General features: G+C 72.5%; 17 protein-coding genes and 1 riboswitch. Of the genes, 12 read left to right on the forward strand and 5 right to left on the reverse strand.

Translation table 11 applies throughout. From position 1 onward, the window contains the following. Window positions 1-5: 5 nt before the first annotated feature. The 11 genes from JOF41_RS34525 (at window position 6) to JOF41_RS34575 (ending at window position 12,372) form a co-directional block, all read left to right on the forward strand. Window positions 6-182 carry a DUF397 domain-containing protein gene (locus JOF41_RS34525; RefSeq protein ID WP_209623839.1) on the forward strand — a complete coding sequence of 59 codons (177 nt, stop codon included), beginning with the start codon at window positions 6-8 and terminating at the stop codon, window positions 180-182. A gap of 43 nt (window positions 183-225) precedes the next feature. Next, window positions 226-678, forward strand: a complete 453-nt coding sequence (locus tag JOF41_RS34530; protein ID WP_209623840.1) for an Imm1 family immunity protein — start codon at window positions 226-228, stop codon at window positions 676-678. Window positions 679-951: 273 nt separating this feature from the next. Then, on the forward strand, window positions 952-2,742 hold the full coding sequence (gene metG / locus JOF41_RS34535) for a methionine--tRNA ligase (protein ID WP_189224331.1): 1,791 nt from the start codon (window positions 952-954) through the stop codon (window positions 2,740-2,742). Then, a complete protein-coding gene (locus JOF41_RS34540; RefSeq protein ID WP_209623841.1) occupies window positions 2,739-3,575 on the forward strand; it encodes a TatD family hydrolase in 837 nt (278 codons plus the stop codon). The genes metG and JOF41_RS34540 overlap by 4 nt, the downstream gene beginning before the upstream one ends. A 293-nt stretch (window positions 3,576-3,868) precedes the next feature. Further along, the gene (locus JOF41_RS34545) at window positions 3,869-5,290 is read left to right on the forward strand and encodes a resuscitation-promoting factor (protein WP_189224333.1); all 1,422 of its coding nucleotides are present in this window, start codon (window positions 3,869-3,871) and stop codon (window positions 5,288-5,290) included. A gap of 313 nt (window positions 5,291-5,603) precedes the next feature. Next, window positions 5,604-6,476: a 16S rRNA (adenine(1518)-N(6)/adenine(1519)-N(6))-dimethyltransferase RsmA gene (gene rsmA / locus JOF41_RS34550; protein ID WP_307867654.1), complete on the forward strand. Its 873-nt coding sequence runs from the start codon at window positions 5,604-5,606 to the stop codon at window positions 6,474-6,476. 86 nt (window positions 6,477-6,562) lie between these two features. Then, a riboswitch (SAM riboswitch) is annotated at window positions 6,563-6,653 on the forward strand. Between the two features lie 208 nt (window positions 6,654-6,861). Continuing rightward, window positions 6,862-7,872, forward strand: coding sequence for a methionine ABC transporter ATP-binding protein (locus tag JOF41_RS34555; RefSeq protein WP_189224334.1), 1,011 nt, complete (start codon window positions 6,862-6,864; stop codon window positions 7,870-7,872). Further along, complete coding sequence (locus JOF41_RS34560; RefSeq protein ID WP_189224335.1) at window positions 7,869-8,552, forward strand: methionine ABC transporter permease; 684 nt, start codon at window positions 7,869-7,871, stop codon at window positions 8,550-8,552. The genes JOF41_RS34555 and JOF41_RS34560 overlap by 4 nt, the downstream gene beginning before the upstream one ends. A gap of 30 nt (window positions 8,553-8,582) precedes the next feature. Continuing rightward, window positions 8,583-9,389 carry a MetQ/NlpA family ABC transporter substrate-binding protein gene (locus JOF41_RS34565; protein ID WP_209623842.1) on the forward strand — a complete coding sequence of 269 codons (807 nt, stop codon included), beginning with the start codon at window positions 8,583-8,585 and terminating at the stop codon, window positions 9,387-9,389. 127 nt (window positions 9,390-9,516) lie between these two features. Next, window positions 9,517-10,482, forward strand: coding sequence for a 4-(cytidine 5'-diphospho)-2-C-methyl-D-erythritol kinase (locus tag JOF41_RS34570; RefSeq protein ID WP_189224337.1), 966 nt, complete (start codon window positions 9,517-9,519; stop codon window positions 10,480-10,482). A gap of 117 nt (window positions 10,483-10,599) precedes the next feature. After that, window positions 10,600-12,372, forward strand: a complete 1,773-nt coding sequence (locus tag JOF41_RS34575; RefSeq protein ID WP_209623843.1) for an ABC-F family ATP-binding cassette domain-containing protein — start codon at window positions 10,600-10,602, stop codon at window positions 12,370-12,372. Window positions 12,373-12,487: 115 nt separating this feature from the next. On the opposite strand, the gene JOF41_RS34580 is transcribed toward JOF41_RS34575, so the two are convergent. After that, window positions 12,488-13,120 carry a class I SAM-dependent methyltransferase gene (locus JOF41_RS34580; RefSeq protein WP_209623844.1) on the reverse strand — a complete coding sequence of 211 codons (633 nt, stop codon included), beginning with the start codon at window positions 13,118-13,120 and terminating at the stop codon, window positions 12,488-12,490. A gap of 44 nt (window positions 13,121-13,164) precedes the next feature. After that, window positions 13,165-14,334, reverse strand: a complete 1,170-nt coding sequence (locus tag JOF41_RS38035; protein ID WP_276515727.1) for a DivIVA domain-containing protein — start codon at window positions 14,332-14,334, stop codon at window positions 13,165-13,167. A 158-nt stretch (window positions 14,335-14,492) separates the two neighbouring features. Here JOF41_RS38035 and JOF41_RS34600 point away from each other — a divergent pair, with 158 nt between their 5' ends. Beyond that, entirely contained in the window at window positions 14,493-16,139 is a 1,647-nt protein-coding gene (locus tag JOF41_RS34600) for a fatty acyl-AMP ligase (RefSeq protein ID WP_209623845.1), read from the forward strand. 228 nt (window positions 16,140-16,367) lie between these two features. On the opposite strand, the gene pth is transcribed toward JOF41_RS34600, so the two are convergent. The 3 genes from pth to JOF41_RS34615 are packed head-to-tail and all read right to left on the reverse strand — an operon-like array spanning window position 16,368 to window position 18,100. Then, a complete protein-coding gene (gene pth, locus JOF41_RS34605) occupies window positions 16,368-16,937 on the reverse strand; it encodes an aminoacyl-tRNA hydrolase (protein ID WP_189224341.1) in 570 nt (189 codons plus the stop codon). Beyond that, on the reverse strand, window positions 16,927-17,439 hold the full coding sequence (locus tag JOF41_RS34610; RefSeq protein WP_209623846.1) for a DivIVA domain-containing protein: 513 nt from the start codon (window positions 17,437-17,439) through the stop codon (window positions 16,927-16,929). The genes pth and JOF41_RS34610 overlap by 11 nt, the downstream gene beginning before the upstream one ends. Before the next feature lie 58 nt (window positions 17,440-17,497). Then, window positions 17,498-18,100, reverse strand: a complete 603-nt coding sequence (locus JOF41_RS34615; RefSeq protein ID WP_189224343.1) for a 50S ribosomal protein L25/general stress protein Ctc — start codon at window positions 18,098-18,100, stop codon at window positions 17,498-17,500. Between the last annotated feature and the right edge of the window lie 175 nt (window positions 18,101-18,275).

The raw sequence follows: 18,275 nt of genomic DNA on the forward strand, positions 1-18,275 counted from the left end.
CTCCAGTGTCTGGACTCCAGTGGTTCAAGAGCAGCTACAGCGCCAACAACGGGGCGTGCGTCGAGGTGGCGTTCGTGCCCGGTGGAGTGATGACGCGGGATTCGAAGAACCCGCAGACCGGGGAGCTGCGCTTCACCTCGGCCGCGTGGCGGGCACTGCTGGAGCGGTTGGCGACCCGCTAGCGACCGGATGACCTCCCCGCCAGTCCTGCGAGCCCGTTGGCGCGTGTATCGCGGACCCGCCCTGCCCGACGATGCCGGTCACGACGATGCCGGTCAGGCGGAGGTGACCACCCCGGAGGACGTGCGGGACTTGGTGCGGGCGCTGGCCGACCCGAACGCGGACGACGCCTACGTCACGCACCTGGGGCGTCCCACCGTGGTCCTGCCGCTGACCGGCGACGAGCCCGTGCCGGACCACGTGCTCCACCTCGCCGTCCGCGACGGGTGGGGCTACCTCGTCTACGCGGGCGTCGCCGACGGCTACCCGGACGGCTTCACCGGACACCCGAAGGGCGATCCGCGCTCACCGGGCACCCACGGTTCGCACGACGAGTACCCGCCTGCCAGCGGGCTGCCGTTGCCGCTGTTCACCGAAGTGCTCATCCGGTTCCTGGAGAGCGCCGAACTGCCCGACGCGGTCGAGTGGGTGGAGTTGGGGCCGGTCACGCCGAGGTGAACCGGTCCATCCCGAGGGAATCCGCCGGGCGCGCCTCAGTGTGGCGTTCGTGCCCGGTGGAGTGATGGCGCGGGACTCGAAGAGCCCCGAGGGGGGAGGCTTCGGTTCAGCTCGGTGGCGTGGCGGGAGTTCCTCGACGCGAACGGTGAACTCGAGGTACCTGAGCGCTGAGTTCGCGGTACCTGGACGTTCGACTCGCGGTACCTGGACGTTCGACTCGCGGTACCTGGGGGTTCGACACGCGGGGTGGGCGGGCCTCCGTAGGCTTGCCCCATGAGTGCCCCCGTGTTGACCGCGGTGGCCTGGCCTTACGCCAACGGCCCCCGCCACATCGGTCACGTCTCCGGATTCGGTGTCCCCTCCGACGTCTTCTCCCGCTACATGCGAATGTCGGGCCACCGGGTGCTCATGGTCAGCGGCACCGACGAGCACGGCACCCCGATCTCGGTGCAGGCCGAGAAGGAGGGTCTGTCCACCCGCGAGCTGGCCGACAAGTACAACCGCGTCATCGCCGAGGACCTGCAGGGCCTTGGCCTGTCCTACGACCTGTTCACCCGCACCACCACCGGCAACCACTACCAGGTGGTGCAGGAGCTGTTCCTGTCGCTGTGGCGCAACGGCTACGTCGTGCCCAAGACCGAGATGGGCGCGATCAGCCCGTCCACCGGCCGCACCCTGCCCGACCGCTACATCGAGGGCACCTGCCCGATCTGCGGCTACGACGGCGCGCGCGGCGACCAGTGCGACAACTGCGGCAACCAGCTCGACCCGATCGACCTGAAGAACCCGCGTTCGCGGATCAACGGCGAGACGCCGAAGTTCGTCGAGACCGAGCACCTGTTCCTGGACCTGTCGCGGTTCACCGAGTCGCTGGGCTCCTGGTTGCAGACCCGCACCGAGTGGCGGCCCAACGTGCTCAAGTTCAGCCAGAACCTGCTGGACGACCTGCGTCCGCGCGCGATCACGCGCGACCTGGACTGGGGTGTGCCGATCCCGCTGGACGGCTGGCGCGAGCAGCCGATGAAGCGGTTCTACGTGTGGTTCGACGCGGTGATCGGCTACTTGAGCGCCAGCGTGGAGTGGGCGCGGCGCAGCGGCGACGACGACGCCTGGAAGGAGTTCTGGACCGGCGACGCCCAGGGCTACTACTTCATGGGCAAGGACAACATCGTCTTCCACTCGCTGATCTGGCCGTCGCTGCTGCTGGGCCAGAACGGCGCGGGCGACCGGGGCGGGCAGGCGGGCTCGTTCGGCACGCTGAACCTGCCCACCGAGGTGGTCTCCAGCGAGTTCCTGACCATGAGCGGGTCGAAGTTCTCCACCTCGCGCGGCACGGTCATCTACGTGACCGACTTCCTGCGCCAGTTCGGGCCGGACGCGCTGCGCTACTTCATCTCCGTGGCGGGCCCTGAGAACCAGGACACCGACTTCACCTGGGACGAGTTCGTCCGGCGGACGAACTTCGAGCTGGCCAACGAGTGGGGCAACCTGGTCAACCGGTCGATCTCGATGGCGCACAAGAACGTGGGCGCGGTGCCCGCGCCGACCGCGCCGACCGCCGCCGACCAGGAGCTGCTGGAGCTGTCCCGCAAGGCGTTCGACACCGTGGGCGGGCACCTGCGCCGGTCGCGGTTCAAGGCGGCCTCCTCGGAGGCGATGCGGGTGGTGAGCGCGGCCAACCGGTACCTGTCGGACCAGGAGCCGTGGAAGCTCAAGGACGACCCGGCCCGCCGGGACACCGTGCTGCACACCGCGTTGCAGGTGGTGCAGGACGCGAACACGCTGCTCACGCCGTTCCTACCGCACTCGGCGCAGAAGGTGCACGAGCTGCTGGGCGGCACCGGCGTGTGGTCGGCCCAGCCGCGGATCACCGAGGTGACCGACCTGGACGTGCCCGAGCGCGAGTACCCGGTGCTGACCGGTGACTACGCGGGCGAGCAGGCCAGGTGGGCGTCCACGCCGATCGAGGTGGGCCGCCCGCTGGACAAGCCGACCCCGCTGTTCGCCAAGCTCGACCCGGAGCTGGCCGAGACCGGCCCGGAGTGGGCCCCGATCGTCAGGTGACTCCCCGCAGGGGCGAGCGACCGCCGGTGCCGGAGCGCCTTCCGGCGCCGGTGGTCGACGCCCACACCCACCTCGACGCGTGCGGCGCGCGGACCCCGGAGGGCGTGCGGGAGGTGCTGGACCGGGCGGTCGCGGCGGGCGTGGACCGGGTGGTCACCGTCGCCGACGACATGGCCGCCGCCCGGTGGGCCGCCGAGGCGGCCACCTGGGACGAGCGGGTGTTCGCCGCCGTCGCCCTGCACCCCACCCGCACGTCGGACTTCAGCGACGCGGACAAGGCCGAGCTGAGCGCCCTGGCCGCGCAGCCGCGCGTGGTGGCCGTCGGCGAGACCGGGCTGGACTACTACTGGGACTACGCGCCCAAGCAGGCCCAGCACGAGGCGTTCCGGTGGCACGTCGACCTGGCCAAGCGGGTGGGCAAGCCGCTGATGATCCACGACCGGGACGCCCACGACGACATCCTCAAGGTGCTCGACGACGAGGGCGCGCCTGCCGATGTGGTCTTCCACTGCTTCTCCGGCGACCTCGACTTCGCGCGCGCGTGCGTGGAGCGCGGGTTCGTGCTGTCGTTCGCGGGCACGGCCACGTTCCGCAACGCGCACGCGCTGCGCGAGGCCGTGGCGTGGGTGCCGGAGGACCGCCTGCTGGTGGAGACCGACGCGCCCTTCCTCACGCCTCACCCGTTTCGGGGGCGTCCGAACGAGCCCTACTGCGCCAACTACACCCTCCGGGAGATCGCCACGCTGCGTCAGGTCGACGTGGCTGATCTCGCGGTCGCGGTCACCCGGAACGCCGAACGGATCTTCGGTCTTGGTGACGCGACGCGGTCGTAGCCGCGTTACGACGAATGGTCTACCCGGTTGCTCCGCCAACGAGGTGACTGGGATCACAAGAAAAGCAGGGGTGTTTGCACAACCCCCGTACACCCGTTACGGTCCCGTGACCGTGCCCCGCAGTGCGACTCCCCGTCCACGGCGGGCGCGCACCCGCAGTCGGGGCGGGTACTGGACACCAGAAGCGATGAAGTCGAGCGAACGCGCGGGAGCTGCCGGGATCACTTGCTGACCACCGACAGCCGGACGCGCGCGACCGAGCGGCTTCGCGCCTTCAGGAGGTAAGGAACCCCGTGAACTCGTTCAACGAGGACACCGATTGGTTTACCCCGGTCCAGCCGGGTGCGGTCGCCACCATGGAGCGGCCGGTCGAGGACTGGGACACCTCGGTGTTCGCCATCACGCCCGACGACGTGATGGACGTGCTGGGCCCCGAGGCCGACGAGCTGCTGGCCAACGCCAACCTCGACGTCGACGAGCTGATCCGGCTGATCAACGCCGAGACCACGCTCCTGCCGCCGATCATCCTGCCCGACGAGGTCTCCCAGGACCGGGTCGCGAGCGCGGACGCCGCCGAGCGGCCCGACGCCCCGCCCGCCGCGCTGGTCGAGGCCGCCGGGAAGTGGAAGCGGCGCTTCCTCAAGGCCGCCGTGGCGACCATCCTGGTGACCGTCTCCGGCGGCGGCGCCACCGCCATCGCCATGGACAAGTCGGTCACCGTGGACATCGACGGCGAGGCCAAGACGGTCCGCACGTACGAGTCCACCGTCGGCGAGGTGCTGGCCGACGAGGGCATCACCGTCGGCGAGCACGACGCGCTCAGCCCCTCCCCGCAGGCCAAGGTCAGCGACGGCGGCAAGATCACCCTCGACCGCGGTCGCCAGGTCAAGATGACCGTCGACGGCGAGCAGCGCGAGGGCTGGGTCCGCTCGGTCACCGTCGGCGAGGCGCTGGACCAGCTCCAGGTCAACGACGAGGGCGCGTGGGTCTCCGTCGACCGCGGCCAGGACGTCCCGCTCGAAGGCATGTCGCTGGAGGTCAAGAGCCTCAAGACGATCACGCTCTTCGACGGCGGCCAGGCCCCCCGGCAGATCCGGACCACCGCGCTGGACGTCCGCGAGCTGGTCGAGAAGGAGAACCTCAACCTCGGCGCCGAGGACAAGGTCGAGACGGCGCTGGACCTGCGCATCACCAACGGCGCCGAGGTGCACATCAGCCGCACCGGAGTCTCGGTGGTCAACGCGACCGAGGCCATCGCCCCGCCCGTCGAAGAGGTGCCCGACGCCTCGATGATGAAGGGCGAGAAGCAGGTCGTCGAGGCGGGTGAGGCGGGCGAGAAGATCGTCACTTACCGCGTCACGATGAAGAACGGCAAGGAAGTCGCCCGCGAGCAGCTGGGCACCAAGGTCACCAAGGAGCCGAAGGCCAAGAAGGTCAAGGTCGGCACCAAGGTCCCGCCCGACGGCGCGGTCTGGGACCGGCTCGCGCAGTGCGAGGCGGGCGGCAACTGGGCCATCAACACCGGCAACGGCTACTACGGCGGCCTGCAGTTCAACAAGAGCACCTGGGACGCCTACGGCGGCAGCCAGTACGCCGCGTACCCGCACCAGGCCACCCGCGAGCAGCAGATCGCCGTCGCGACCAAGCTCCGCGACGGCCGCGGCGGCACCTACTCGGCTTGGCCCGGCTGCCGCGCCAAGCTCGGCCTGCCGTAACCCCTGGGCTTCCCCCACCGCCGCGTCCCACCTCCGCCGCGTCCCACCTCCGCCGCGTCCCACCTCCGCCGCGTCCCACCTCCGCCGCGTCCCACCTCCGCCGCGTCCCACCTCCGGGACGCGGCGGTCGCCTTCCCCGCGTCTGCAAGTACTACCCGACGCCCCGCAGTGGGCCGGTAACTACTACCCGGCTCCGTGACCGTCGGTCGTCGGGTAGTAGTTATGCGCTCGATGGAGCGGGTCGGGTAGTACTTGCAGGCGTAGGAGGGGGCCGGGGCGTTCGGCTCGCGGGAGGGGAGGGGAGAATGCGGTGGTGACCGGAACCCCCCAGGCGGGCAGCGCGCTGCTCGGCCCGGCCGACGTGCGGCGGCTGGCGGCCGAGCTGGACATCCGCCCCACCAAGAAGCTGGGGCAGAACTTCGTGCACGACCCGAACACGGTCCGCCGCATCGTCGCCTCCGCCGAGCTGACCGCCGACGACGTGGTGCTGGAGGTCGGGCCGGGCCTGGGCTCGCTGACCCTGGCCCTGCTGCCCTCGTGCCGGGCGCTGGTCGCGGTGGAGATCGACCCGGTGCTCGCCGACCGCCTGCCCGCCACCGTCGCCGAGCGCGCCCCCGAACTGGCCGACCGGCTGTCCGTGGTCCCGGCGGACGCGCTGCGCGTCACCGCCGGGCAGCTGCCGGTCGCGCCGACCGCCCTGGTCGCGAACCTGCCCTACAACGTGGCCGTGCCCGTGGTGCTGCACCTGCTGGCCGAGCTGCCCTCGCTGCGCACCGGCCTGGTGATGGTGCAGGCCGAAGTGGCCGACCGGATGGCCGCGGGCCCCGGTGGCAAGGTCTACGGGGTGCCCAGCGTGAAGCTGGCCTGGTACGCCGACGCGCACCGGGCCGGGCCGGTGTCGCGCTCGGTGTTCTGGCCGGTGCCCAACGTGGACTCCGCGCTGGTGGCCTTCCGGCGGCACCCCGAGCCACTGTCCACTGTGGACCGGAACGTGCTGTTCCCGTTGGTGGACGCGGCTTTCGCGCAGCGCCGCAAGACGCTGCGCGGCGCGCTGGCGGGCTGGGCGGGGTCGCCCGCCGAGGCGGAGCGGCTGCTGCTGGCCGCCGGGGTCGATCCGGGCGCTCGCGGCGAGCAGTTGGGAGTTCACGACTTCATCCGGATAGCCGAAGCCGCTGCCACTCGATAGCCGGTGATCCTTCGGCCATCTGTGTGATTTGTCGAACGATCCGTTTACAGGCTTGCGTCAACCTCGGGTCGTCGGGTGTACTCGTGCTGCCATCCCGAGCGGCCGAGAGACCTGGCTCCACGACGCCGCAGCAACCACCCCCCATGGGGCAGGTGCTTCAGCCAGGATCGATGGAGGATCACGTGCCCAGGACGCGAATGCTCACACGCAGGCGAGTCGTCGACCACGGCCGTCGCACTGCCACGGGCTGTCGCGGCTCCCTCGCCTAGCGGCACCAGCGGCACCAGGCAATCCTCGCCGTCCTCTGCGGACACCCCTTCAGCAGCAGATCTCGGTCGCGCGCGCCACGAGCGCGCGCTGCCGCGCGCAGTCGTGGAGCGAAAACGTGATCACAGTCGAAAACCTCACCAAGACCTTCCCCGGCAGTACCGGTCAGGTTCGCGCGCTGGACGGCGTGAACCTGGACGTCGCCGCCGGAACGGTGCTCGGCGTCGTCGGCCCCTCCGGGGCGGGCAAGTCCACCCTGGCCCGCTGCGTCGCGCTGCTGGAGCGCCCCGACAGCGGCGCGATCCGCGTCGACGGCACCGACCTGGTGTCGCTGGGCGGGTCCGCGCTGCGCGCCGCCCGCAGGCAGATCGGCGTTGTGCCGCAAGGGGATTCGCTGCTGCGCCAGCGCACCGCCGCGGGCAACGTGGCGCTGCCGCTGGAGTCCGCGGGCGTGCCGGGGCCGCAGCGCCGCACCCGCGTGGCCGAGCTGCTGGACCTGGTCGGCCTGACCGACAAGGCGGGCTCCTACCCCGACCAGCTCTCCGGCGGCCAGCGCCAGCGCGTCGCGGTCGCCCGCGCGCTCGCCGCCAGCCCGTCGGTGCTGCTGGCCGACGAGCCGACCTCCGCGCTGGACCCCGAGACCACCGGCTCCGTGCTGACCGTGCTGGACCGGGCCCGCGCCGAGCTGGGCGTGACCGTCCTGGTGGTGACCCACGACATGGGCGTGGTCCGCCGCATCTGCGACGACGTGGCGGTGCTGGAGGGCGGCAGGGTCGTGGAGCACGGCAAGGTGCTCGACCTGGTCTCCGACGCGGCCAGCCGGACCGCCGCCTCGCTGCTGCCCGCCGTGGACCAGAACCCGGCGGTCGAGCGCTCCTACGACCGGGTGGCCGACGTGGTGCTGGTCGGCTTCGCCGCCGTGGGCGCGCTGCTGCCCGAGGCCACCAGCCGCTTCGGCGTGGAGCTGAACCTGCTCGGCGGCGGCCTGACCAGGCTCGGCGAGACCCCGGTCGCGCGGTTCCGCGTCGGCCTCAACGGCGAGCGCGCCGACTCGGCGCTGGAGTGGATCACCGAGGCGGGCGGCGCCGTGCGCCGCACGCCGACGGGTCCGCAGGGAGTAGCTGCGTGAGGAAGGCAACACCCTGGTCCACCGTGTTCGACTACCTCGTCACCGCGACCGGCGAGACGTTGTACATGGTGGCCGTCTCCACCCTGATCGCGACCTTGCTCGGCATCCCCGTCGGCGTCTGGCTGCAGCTCACCGCCCCCGGTGGGCTGCGGCCCAGGCCGCTGCTGCACAAGCTGCTCGGCTTCGTGGTCGACCTCGGCCGCGCCATGCCGTTCCTGGTCCTGCTCGTCCTGCTGACCTCGCTCACCCGGCTGGTCATCGGCCAGTCCATCGGGCCGACCGCGGCGATCGTGCCGCTGTCGGTGGGCGCGATCCCGTTCGTCGGCAGGCTGGTGCAGAACGTGCTGAGCGAGGTGCACGTCTCGGTGGTGGAGGCCGCGGTCACGACCGGCGCCACGACCACGCGCATCGTCCGCAGCGTGCTGCTGCGCGAGTCGCTGCCCGCGCTGATCAACGCCATCGGCGTGACCGCGATCGCCCTGCTCGGGTACTCGGCGATGGCCGGGGTGCTCGGCGGCGGCGGTCTCGGCGACCTCGCCGTGCGGCTGGGCTACCAGCGCTTCGACGACCGGGTGCTGTGGAGCACGGTCGCGGTGCTGGCGGTCATCGCCACGCTCATCCAGTTCGCCTTCAACCGTGCCGCGCGCGCTGTCGACCGCCGCAGGCACGCCTCCGTCTGATCCGGACCCACCCCGTAGTTAAGGAACACCATGCGTATTCGTGCTGCCCTCCTCGGCGCTGTGCTGCTCGCGGCAGGCTGCGGGAGCGGCGACAACGGCGCGGCGGGCAACCCCGACGCGCCGCTGAAGGTGGGCGTCAGCCCGGTGCCCCACGCCCAGGTCCTGCGCTACGTCGCCGACAACCTCGCGGCGGAGAAGAACCTCAAGATCGAGGTCGTCGAGTTCACCGACTACGTGCAGCCCAACACCGCGCTGGTGGACGGCTCGCTGGACGCGAACTACTTCCAGACCGTGCCCTACCTGGACACCTTCAAGAGCGAGAGCGGCGCCCAGCTGGAGTGGATCGGCCCGGTGCACGTCGAGCCGCTGGGCGTGTACTCCAACAAGCACAAGTCGCTGGCCGACCTGCCCGACGGCGCCCAGGTCGCCGTCGCCAACGACGCCACCAACGAGGCCCGCGGGCTCAAGCTGCTCCAGGACAACGGCCTGATCAAGATCAAGGAGGGCGCGGAGAAGACCGCCACCATCCGCGACATCGCGGAGAACCCGAAGAACCTGCGGTTCGTCGAGCTGGAGGCGGCCCAGCTGCCCCGGTCGCTGGAGGACACCGACGCGGCGGTGGTCAACGGCAACTACGCCATCGACGCCGGGTTGAAGCCCGCCGACGACGCGTTGGCGCTGGAGAAGGCCGAGGGCAACCCCAACGCCAACGGCCTGGTCACTCGCGCCGAGCTCAAGGACGACCAGCGGATCAAGGACCTGCTGGCGCTGCTGCAGTCGCAGCAGGTCAAGGACTACATCAAGGACACCTTCGCCGGTTCCGTCCTGGCCGTCTGACCCCACCCGACCGCGCCCGCGAGCACCGCCCGACCCCTTCGGGCGGCGCTCGCGGGCGCGGTCGCGTTCCGGGAGTTCGGCCACCGGTGGCAGCGCGAGCACCCGCGACAGCCGTAGGCTTCAGGGTGTGCTCGCCGTAGTCCCGCCACCGGTCACCGTCCGCGTCCCGGCCAAGGTCAACCTGCACCTGGCAGTGGGCGACGCGCGCGCTGACGGCTACCACGACCTCGTGACGATCTTCCAGGCGCTGTCGCTGACCGACGAGGTCACCGTGGCCATCGCCGACGACCCCGGTGTGGAGGTGCACGGCGAGGGCGCCGACGCGGTGCCCACCGGGCCGTCCAACCTGGCCTGGCGGGCGGTGCGGGTGCTGGCCGAGCACACCGGGCGCGACCCCGAGGACCCCAAGGTCCGGGTGGTGATCCGCAAGAGCATCCCGGTCGCGGGCGGCATGGCGGGCGGCAGCGCGGACGCGGCGGCCGCCCTGGTCGGGCTGGCCGCGCTGTGGCGGGTGGAGATCACCCGCGACGAGCTGGCCGAGCTGGCCGGGCAGATCGGCGCGGACGTCCCGTTCGCCCTCTACGGCGGCACGGCGCTGGGCACCGACCGCGGCGACCGGATCGTGCCGGTGCTGGCGCGGCACACGTTCCACTGGGTGCTGGCCTTCGACCGGCGCGGCCTGTCCACACCGGAGGTCTTCCAGGAGCTGGACCGGCTGCGCGCGGACGGCGACCCGCCCCGCGTCGGCCCCGCCGAGGCCGTGCTGGAGGGCCTGTCCTCGGGCGACCCGCGCCAGCTGGCGCTGCTGCTGGGCAACGACCTGCAGGCCGCCGCGGTGTCCCTGCGCCCCAACCTGCGCCGCACGCTGCGCGCCGGGGTGAACGCGGGCGCGCTGGCGGGCATGGTGTCCGGCTCGGGTCCGACCTGCGCGTTCCTGTGCGCCGACGGCGACTCGGCGGTCCGGGTGGCCGCCGAGCTGGCGGGCGCGGGCGTGTGCCGCACGGTCCGCGTCGCCCAGGGACCGGTGCACGGCGCGCGGGTGGTCGGCACCGACGAAGCGCCCAGGCCCACCCCACCCGAGGTCCACGCCTGACCGCTCGACCGCGTCGCCCGGTGTCCGGAACCGGGGGCCGCCGCGTGTCTAGGCTTGAGGGGCGGGACTGCCCGGTGTGTCCCACTCGCGTCCCACGATCTCGATGAAGGTGTGTTGATGGCCAACTTGGTCAACCTGGAGACGGTCTCCAAGTCGTTCGGTGTGCGCCCGCTGCTCGACGGGGTCTCCCTGGGCGTGGGCGACGGCGACCGGATCGGCGTCGTCGGCCTCAACGGCGGCGGCAAGACCACCCTGCTGGAGGTGCTGGCCGGGCTGGAGGAGCCGGACGAGGGGCGGGTCAGCCAGACCCGCGGCCTGCGGATGGCCGTGGTGACCCAGCGGACCTCGCTGCCCGACGGCTCGACCGTGCGCAACGCGGTGCTGGACCCGCTGGGGTTCGCCGCCGAGCACGAGTGGGCCGCCGACCCGAGGGTGCGGTCGATCCTGGACGGGCTGGGCATCACCGCGCTCGGGCTGGACTCGCCGGTGGCCACCATGTCCGGTGGCGAGCGGCGGCGGGTCGCGCTGGCCGCCGCGCTGGTGCAGGACCTGGACCTGGTGGTGCTGGACGAGCCGACCAACCACCTCGACGTGGAGGGCGTGCGCTGGCTGGCCGAGCACCTGCTGTCGCGGCGTGGCGCGCTGGTGGTGGTCACCCACGACCGGTGGTTCCTGGACACCGTGTGCACCCGGACCTGGGAGGTCGTCGGCGGGCGCGTCGAGCAGTACGAGGGCGGCTACGCGGACTGGATCTTCGCCCGCGCCGAGCGCGCCCGGCTGGCCGACGCGATCGAGGAGAAGCGCCGCAACCTGGCCCGCAAGGAGCTGGCCTGGCTGCGCCGGGGCGCCCCGGCCCGCACGTCCAAGCCGCGCTACCGGATCGAGGCCGCGGAGGCGCTGATCTCCGACGTGCCGCCGCCGCGCGACAGCGTGGAGCTGATGGCGTTCGCCAAGCGCCGCCTCGGGCGCACGGTGGTGGAGCTGGAGGACGCCACGCTCAAGGTTGGCGAGCGGACACTGGTGCGCGACCTGACCTGGCGCATCGGCCCCGGCGACCGGGTCGGCATCGTGGGCGTGAACGGGTCGGGCAAGACGACCCTGCTGCGCGCGCTGGCCGGTGAGCGCGAGCTGGACGCGGGCAGGCGCGTGCAGGGGCAGACGGTGAAGCTGGCGCACCTGAGCCAGGAGCTGCACGACCTGGACGGCTCGATGCGGGTGCTGGAGGCCGTGGAGGAGGTGGCCAGGCGGGTCGTGCTGGGCAAGCAGGAGCTGTCGGCCTCGCAGCTGGCCGAGCGGTTCGGGTTCTCCTCGCAGCGGCAGTGGACGCCGGTGGGCGACCTGTCCGGCGGTGAGCGGCGGCGGTTGCAGCTGGCCAGGCTGCTGATGGCGGAGCCGAACGTGCTGCTGCTCGACGAGCCGACCAACGACCTGGACATCGACACCCTCCAGCAGCTGGAGGACCTGCTCGACTCGTGGCCGGGCACGCTGGTGGTCATCTCGCACGACCGGTACCTGGTGGAGCGGGTGTGCGACAAGGTCGTGGCGCTGTTCGGCGACGGCGGGCTGACCGACCTGCCCGGCGGGATCGAGGAGTACCTGCGCCGCCGCGACGCCCAGCGGGAGGCGGTGGCCGCCCCCGCGCCGCGCGCCGCGTCGCCGTCGTCCTCCTCGGCCGCCGACCAGCGGGCCGCCCGCAAGGAGCTGGCCCGGCTGGAGCGGCGGCTGGAGGCGCTGCAGAAGAAGGAGGCCCAGCTGCACGCCAAGCTGGCGGAGGCGGCCACCGACCCGGAGCGGCTGATGGCGCTGGACGCCGAGCTGAAGGCGGTGCTCGCCGAGGCCGAGGACGTCGAGGCCCAGTGGCTGCTGGCCGTCGAGACCGCCGAGGGCTGACCCGCGCCTGCAAGTACTACCCGGCCCGTCGCCGTGGGCCGGTAACTACTACCCGACTTCGGCGCGGGTAGTAGTTACCGGCCCGCAGAAGCGGCACGGGTAGTACTTGCAGACGCTACTTGCGGGCCAGCAGGTAGGCCCGCGGCGGCTTCTCGCCCTCCACGGGCTCGCGGGTCATCCGCGCCAGCGGGGAGAACCCCGCCCCGCGCAGCAGCTCCTCGACCTCGTCGGGCACCAGCCGGTGGAAGCGCAGGGTGATCTCCTGGTCGAACCACCGGTCCAGGTCCACGTGGTCGTCGCGCAGCTGGAACGCCAGCAGCAGGTGCCCGCCGGGGGCCAGCACGCGGTGGAACTCGGCCAGCGCGGTGGGCACCTCCTCGGGCGGCAGGTGGAACAGCGAGTACCAGGCCAGCACACCGGTCAGCGAGCCGTCGGCGTGTCCGAGGGCGGTCATGCCGCCCTCCTCGAAGCGCAGGCCGGGGTGCAGCTCGCGGGCGCGGGCGACCATCCCCGGCGAGAGGTCAACGCCGAACGCCTCGACGCCCGAGGCGCGCAGGTGGGCCGTCACATGGCCGGGGCCGCAGCCGACGTCGGCAACCGGTCCGGGGCCCGCCAGCTCGGCGAAGGCGGCCAGCATGGCCCGGTCCAGCGGCCTGCGCGCGAGCTCCCGCTCGTACTGGGCCCCGTAGTGGGCGGCGACGGCGTCGTAGGACGCGCGCGTGGTGGTCAGGTAGGACGGCTCGGTCACCGGGCTCCTCGTGGTCGCGAAGCGGTCGCGGGGTGGTCGCTGGTTCAGCGGCCCCGGCGGCGCAGCTCTTCGGCCAGCAGCGGCATCAGCTCGTCCACGTAGTCGCAGTCGTAGCCCTGGCCCGCCATCAGCGACAGCGCGAACCTGGCCTTGGCCACCTCCGCCGAGGTGGCCCCGATCATGCCGTCCAGCGCGATGCCGACCTCCTCCAGCACCCGGTCCACCTGCGAGGTGCGATAACCGCGCTGGTTGGGAGCGGCCAGCGGGATCTTGATCAGGCGCAGCTGCTTCCACGAGCTGATCGGCGGCAGCGCGGCGGGCCGGGGTGGGCCTTCGCCCAGCTGCTTCTCCACCCTGGCCAGGAACGCGTCGACCTCGGTCTCGTCGTAGCCGCGCCTGCCGAAGATCGGGCGGCTGAACCGGGCCTCGCGGACCTCCTGCGCGGTCAGGTCGTCCTGGCCCAGCAGCGTCTTCTCGATGCGGTCCAGGAACTTGTCCACCTGCGACTCCTGGTAGCCGCGGCTGCCCCTGGCGGGCTTGCCGAACGCGACCGTGCGCACGTCCCTGGCGGTCAGCGGGCGGGTGCCGGGGCCGGGGCGGGGCCGCACCGGCGGCGGCGGGACGGGCCGGGCGGGGGGCGCCGGGCGCGGCGGGGTGCGCTCCAGGGTCACCACCACCAGGTCCAGGAAGGTGTCCACGTCGTCCTCGTCGTAGCCGACCTGGCCCGCCGGGGCGTAGCTGAACTCGGCCTCCTGCACCTCCAGCGCGGTCAGGTCGTCCTGGCCGCGCAGGGTGGCCTCGATGCGTTCGAGGAACGCGTCGATCTCGCCCTCCTCGTAGCCGCGGTTGCCCGGTCTGGGCTTGTGGAAGCGCACGCCTCGGACGTCCTGCGGGGTCAGCCGGGGCGCGGGGCGCATCCCGGTGGACGTGGCGTGCGCGCCGGTGGCCGGGGCCACGGCCTGCCTGCGCTGCGGGGTCGACCTGAGCGTCTCGGCCACCAGCTCCAGGAAGGCGTCCACCTCCGCCGCGTGGTAGCCGGGGCGGGCGGGGCGGAAGCGCATCCGGCGCACGTCCTGCTCGGTCACGTCGTCGCGACCGCGCAGCGTCTCCTCGACGCGGTCGAGGAAGGCGTCGACCTGGGACTCGTCGTAGCCCGGCAGGCCGGGGGGCGGCCGGTGGAAGGTGACCTGGCGCAAGTCCTGCGCCGTCAGCAACGGCGCAGGATGAGCCGGCCTGCGCAGCTGGCGCGCGTCGTACCCCGCCCGATCCACCCGAACCTCCTTCACGTCTGTACCGGGGAGTATCGCGTTAAGGGGGTGGACTTGTTTCGTCCTATCGGGTTAATGAGACGGCGCGTTCTAGGCTGGCGCGCATGAGTCGGTTCGTGGACACGATGGTGGCGACCGCGGCGAGCGCAGGCGGCCGCGTCCGGGGCATGACGACGGGGGAACCGAACTCCCCGACGCACCGGACGTGGGCGCAGGTGCACGAGCACGCGCGGCGGGCGGCGGGCGCGCTGGTCGCGGACGGGGTCGCGCCCGGCGCGGCGGTCGCCGTGCTGGCGGGCGACCCGGCGGCCATCGCGCCCGCCGTGCAGGCCGTGTGGCTGGCGGGCGGCAGCACCACCATGCTGCACCAGCCGACCCCGCGCACCGACCTGGGCGAGTGGGCCGCCGACACGGTCCGCGTGCTGCGCATGATCGGCGCGGAGCTGGTGCTGCTGGGCGCCCCGTTCGACGCGCTGGCCCCGGTGCTGGACGAGCGCGGCATCCGCTACCGGCTGCTGGAGGCGCTGGACGGCGAGCCGCTGGCCGAACCGGTCGAGGTGCCCGAGTCCAGCCCGGCGCTGCTGCAGCTGACCAGCGGCTCCACCGCCGACCCGAAGGCGGTCCGGATCACCCACGGCAACCTGTGGTCCAACGCGCAGGGGATGCGCGTGGCGGCCCAGCTGGACCCGGAGAACGACCGGATGGTCTCCTGGCTGCCGCTGTTCCACGACATGGGGATGGTCGGCTTCCTGACCGTGCCGATGCTGCTGGGCATCGACCTGGTGAAGGTCACGCCCGCGGACTTCCTCGGCAGGCCGACCCTGTGGCCGGACCTGATCAGCCGGTACCGCGGCACCATCACCGCCGCGCCCAACTTCGCCTACGCCATCGTGGCCCGGCGGATGGCGGGCGTGGAGGCCGACGACGCGTTCGACCTCTCCTCGCTGCGCATCGCGCTCAACGGCGCAGAACCGATCGACCCGGCCGCGGTGCACGCCTTCGTGTCGGCGGGGGAGCGCTTCGGGCTGCGGCCCGAGTGCGTGCTGTGCGCCTACGGCATGGCCGAGACGACGCTGGGCGTGGCGTTCGCGCCGGTGTTCACCGGCATGGCGGTGGACTCGGTCGACCAGGAGGAGCTGGCCGCCGGACGGCGCGCGGTGCCCTCCGACGCGCCCGACGCCAGGGTGTTCCCGCTGCTCGGACCGCCCCTGCCGGGGCTGGAGGTGCAGGTCGTCGACGAGTCGGGGGCGGTGCGCGGCGAGCGCGAGGTGGGACAGCTGCGGGTGCGCGGCGAGGCGGTGACACCGGGCTACCTGACCGTGGACGGCCCGCTGGCCACCCAGGACGCCGAGGGCTGGCTGGACACCGGCGACGAGGGCTACGTGGTGGACGGCCAGGTCGTCGTGTGCGGGCGGCGCAAGGACGTGATCATCATGGGCGGGCGCAACATCTACCCCACCGACATCGAGCGGGCCGCCACCTCGGTCGAGGGCGTGCGCGCGGGCAACGCGGTGGCCGTGCGGCTGGACGCGGGCACGCGGCGGGAGCGGTTCGCCGTGGTGGTCGAGTCCCGCCTGGCCGACCAGGAGGACGCGGTGCGGGACCTGCAGAAGCAGATCAGCGTGAAGGTGGTCGACGCGGTCGGCCTGCGCCCGTTCTCGATCGTGGTGCTCCCGCCGGGCAGCCTGCCCAAGACCCCGTCCGGCAAGCTCCGCCGCTCCGCCGCCACCACCCTCGTCCCCGCCTCCTGACCCCACCGACACGCCCACCACGCCCGTTCCCGGTGTCACCCACCCATGGGCGTGTTGGGCGTGTCGCCCCCGCGAGTCGAACCCTCAGACACCCTGAATTCAACGTTCGCGCACCCTGACGCCCGCTCTCACCCACCTCGGGTAGTAGTTACCGGCCCTCTCACACCCCTCTGGTAGTACTTGCCGACGCACCAGGGGGGTGCGCGGAAATCGCGCGCGGGAGTGGGGTCAGTGGAACTTGTTCTGGGCGGCTTCCAAGCCCAGCGACAGCAGGGCCTCGACGGCGTCCGCCGTGCGGTCCAGCTCGAAGCCCAGCTCCTTGCGCTCCGTCGCGGAGAAGTCGCGCAGCACGTAGTCCGCCGGGTCCATCCGGCCCGGCGGCCGGTCCACCCCGAACCGCACCCGGTGGTAGTCCTTGGTGCCCAGCGACTTGGTGATCGACCGCAGGCCGTTGTGCCCGTTCTCGCCGCCGCCCAGCTTCAGCCGCACCGTGCCGAAGGGCAGGTCCAGCTCGTCGTGCACGACGACGATCGACGCGGGCGGCACCTTGTAGAACTTCGCCGTCCCGGCCACCGGCCCGCCTGAGGTGTTCATGTAGCCGCGCGGCTTGGCCAGCACCACCCGGCGGCCCGCCAAACGGCCCTCCAGCACGTCCGCCCCACCCCGGTGCGCCTTGAACCTGCCGCCCACCCGGTCGGCCAGCACGTCGAGGACCAGGAAGCCCGCGTTGTGCCGGTTGCCCTCGTACTTCGGGCCGGGGTTGCCAAGGCCGACTACCAGGGCCAGCTCATCGACCACGGGACCGCAACTCCTGCTCCAGCTCGTCCAACAGCGCGTCGACCGCGCGCACCTGGTAGCCCCGCCGCAGACCCGACGTGGTGCTGAACCTGGTGTGGCGGACCTCGTTCGCGCTCATCCTGCCCTGGCCCTCCAGAGCGGCGGCGGCTCGGGCGAGGAAGGCGTCGACCTCGGTGCGATCGTATCCGCTCGACGCGCGGGGCAGCTTCACCGCCAGCAGGTCCGCGCCGCTGCGCAGCGCGGTCGGCGGCACGTGGCCGCTGCGCAGCTGCCACTCCAGCCTGGCCAGGAACTCGTCCACCGGCTGCTGGTCGTACCCGCCGGGCACCTCGTGGAAGACCACCGAGCGCACCTGGTCGGGGTGCGGCCCGGCGTGCTGGGCCAGCGCGTTCGCGACGTGCCGCAGGAAGGCGTCCACCTGGGCCGGGTCGTAGCCCCTGCCGCGCTTGCGGGGGAACGTGGTGCGGCGCACCAGCGCCGGGGTCAGGTGCGGCAACGGCACGCCACCCCCACCAGCCGGTGGGGGAGGCGTGCCGTTCGACCAGCCCGACGTGGTGGGCTCAGCTCTCTTCGGTGGCCTCGGACTCGCCGGCCGCGGTGTCGCCGTCCATCTCGGCGGCGGTGGGGGCGGCGCCGACGACCAGCACCAGGGCCTCCGGGTCGGTGACCAGGGTGGCGCCCTGCGGCAGGGCCAGCTCCGAGGCGTGGATCTGGGTGCCCGCCGCGACGCCCGCGATGGACAGCTCGACCTGCTCGGGGATGTTCAGCGCGTCGGCCTCGACCTGGAGCGTGGTCAGGTCCTGGGTGACCAGGGTGCCGGGGGCGGGCTCGCCGGTGACGACCACGGGCACCTCGACGGTGACCTTCTCGCCCCGCTGCACCAGCAGCAGGTCGACGTGCTCGATGTAGTTCTTGATGGGGTGGGTGGTGACGGTCTTGGTCAGGGCGAGCTCGCTGGAGCTGTCGATGTCCAGCGTGAGCACCGCGTTCTGACCGTGCTCGCGGACGACACGGGCGAACTCCAGCGCCGGCAGAGCCAGGTGCTTCGGGTCGGAGCCGTGCCCGTAGAGCACCGCGGGGATCTTGCCGGCGCGACGGGTGCGGCGGGCAGCGCCCTTGCCGAACTCGGTGCGCTGCTCGGCGGCGAGACGGACCTCGGACACGGTGGGGCTCTCCTTACGATATGGCCTTTTGTACGTCGGGCGGGGCTGAGCGGGTGGCGGCCTGCGACGGAGGGGTGGCGCGGAGGGTACACACGCGCGGCACCACAACCGCCGCGTCGATCACGCCGAGCGTGGTGCTCGCCCTCGCCGAGGCAACCTGAACAGTGTAGGCCGA

Source organism: Saccharothrix coeruleofusca (assembly GCF_017876325.1).
In the GTDB taxonomy this organism is placed as follows: Bacteria; Actinomycetota; Actinomycetes; order Mycobacteriales; family Pseudonocardiaceae; genus Actinosynnema; species Actinosynnema coeruleofuscum.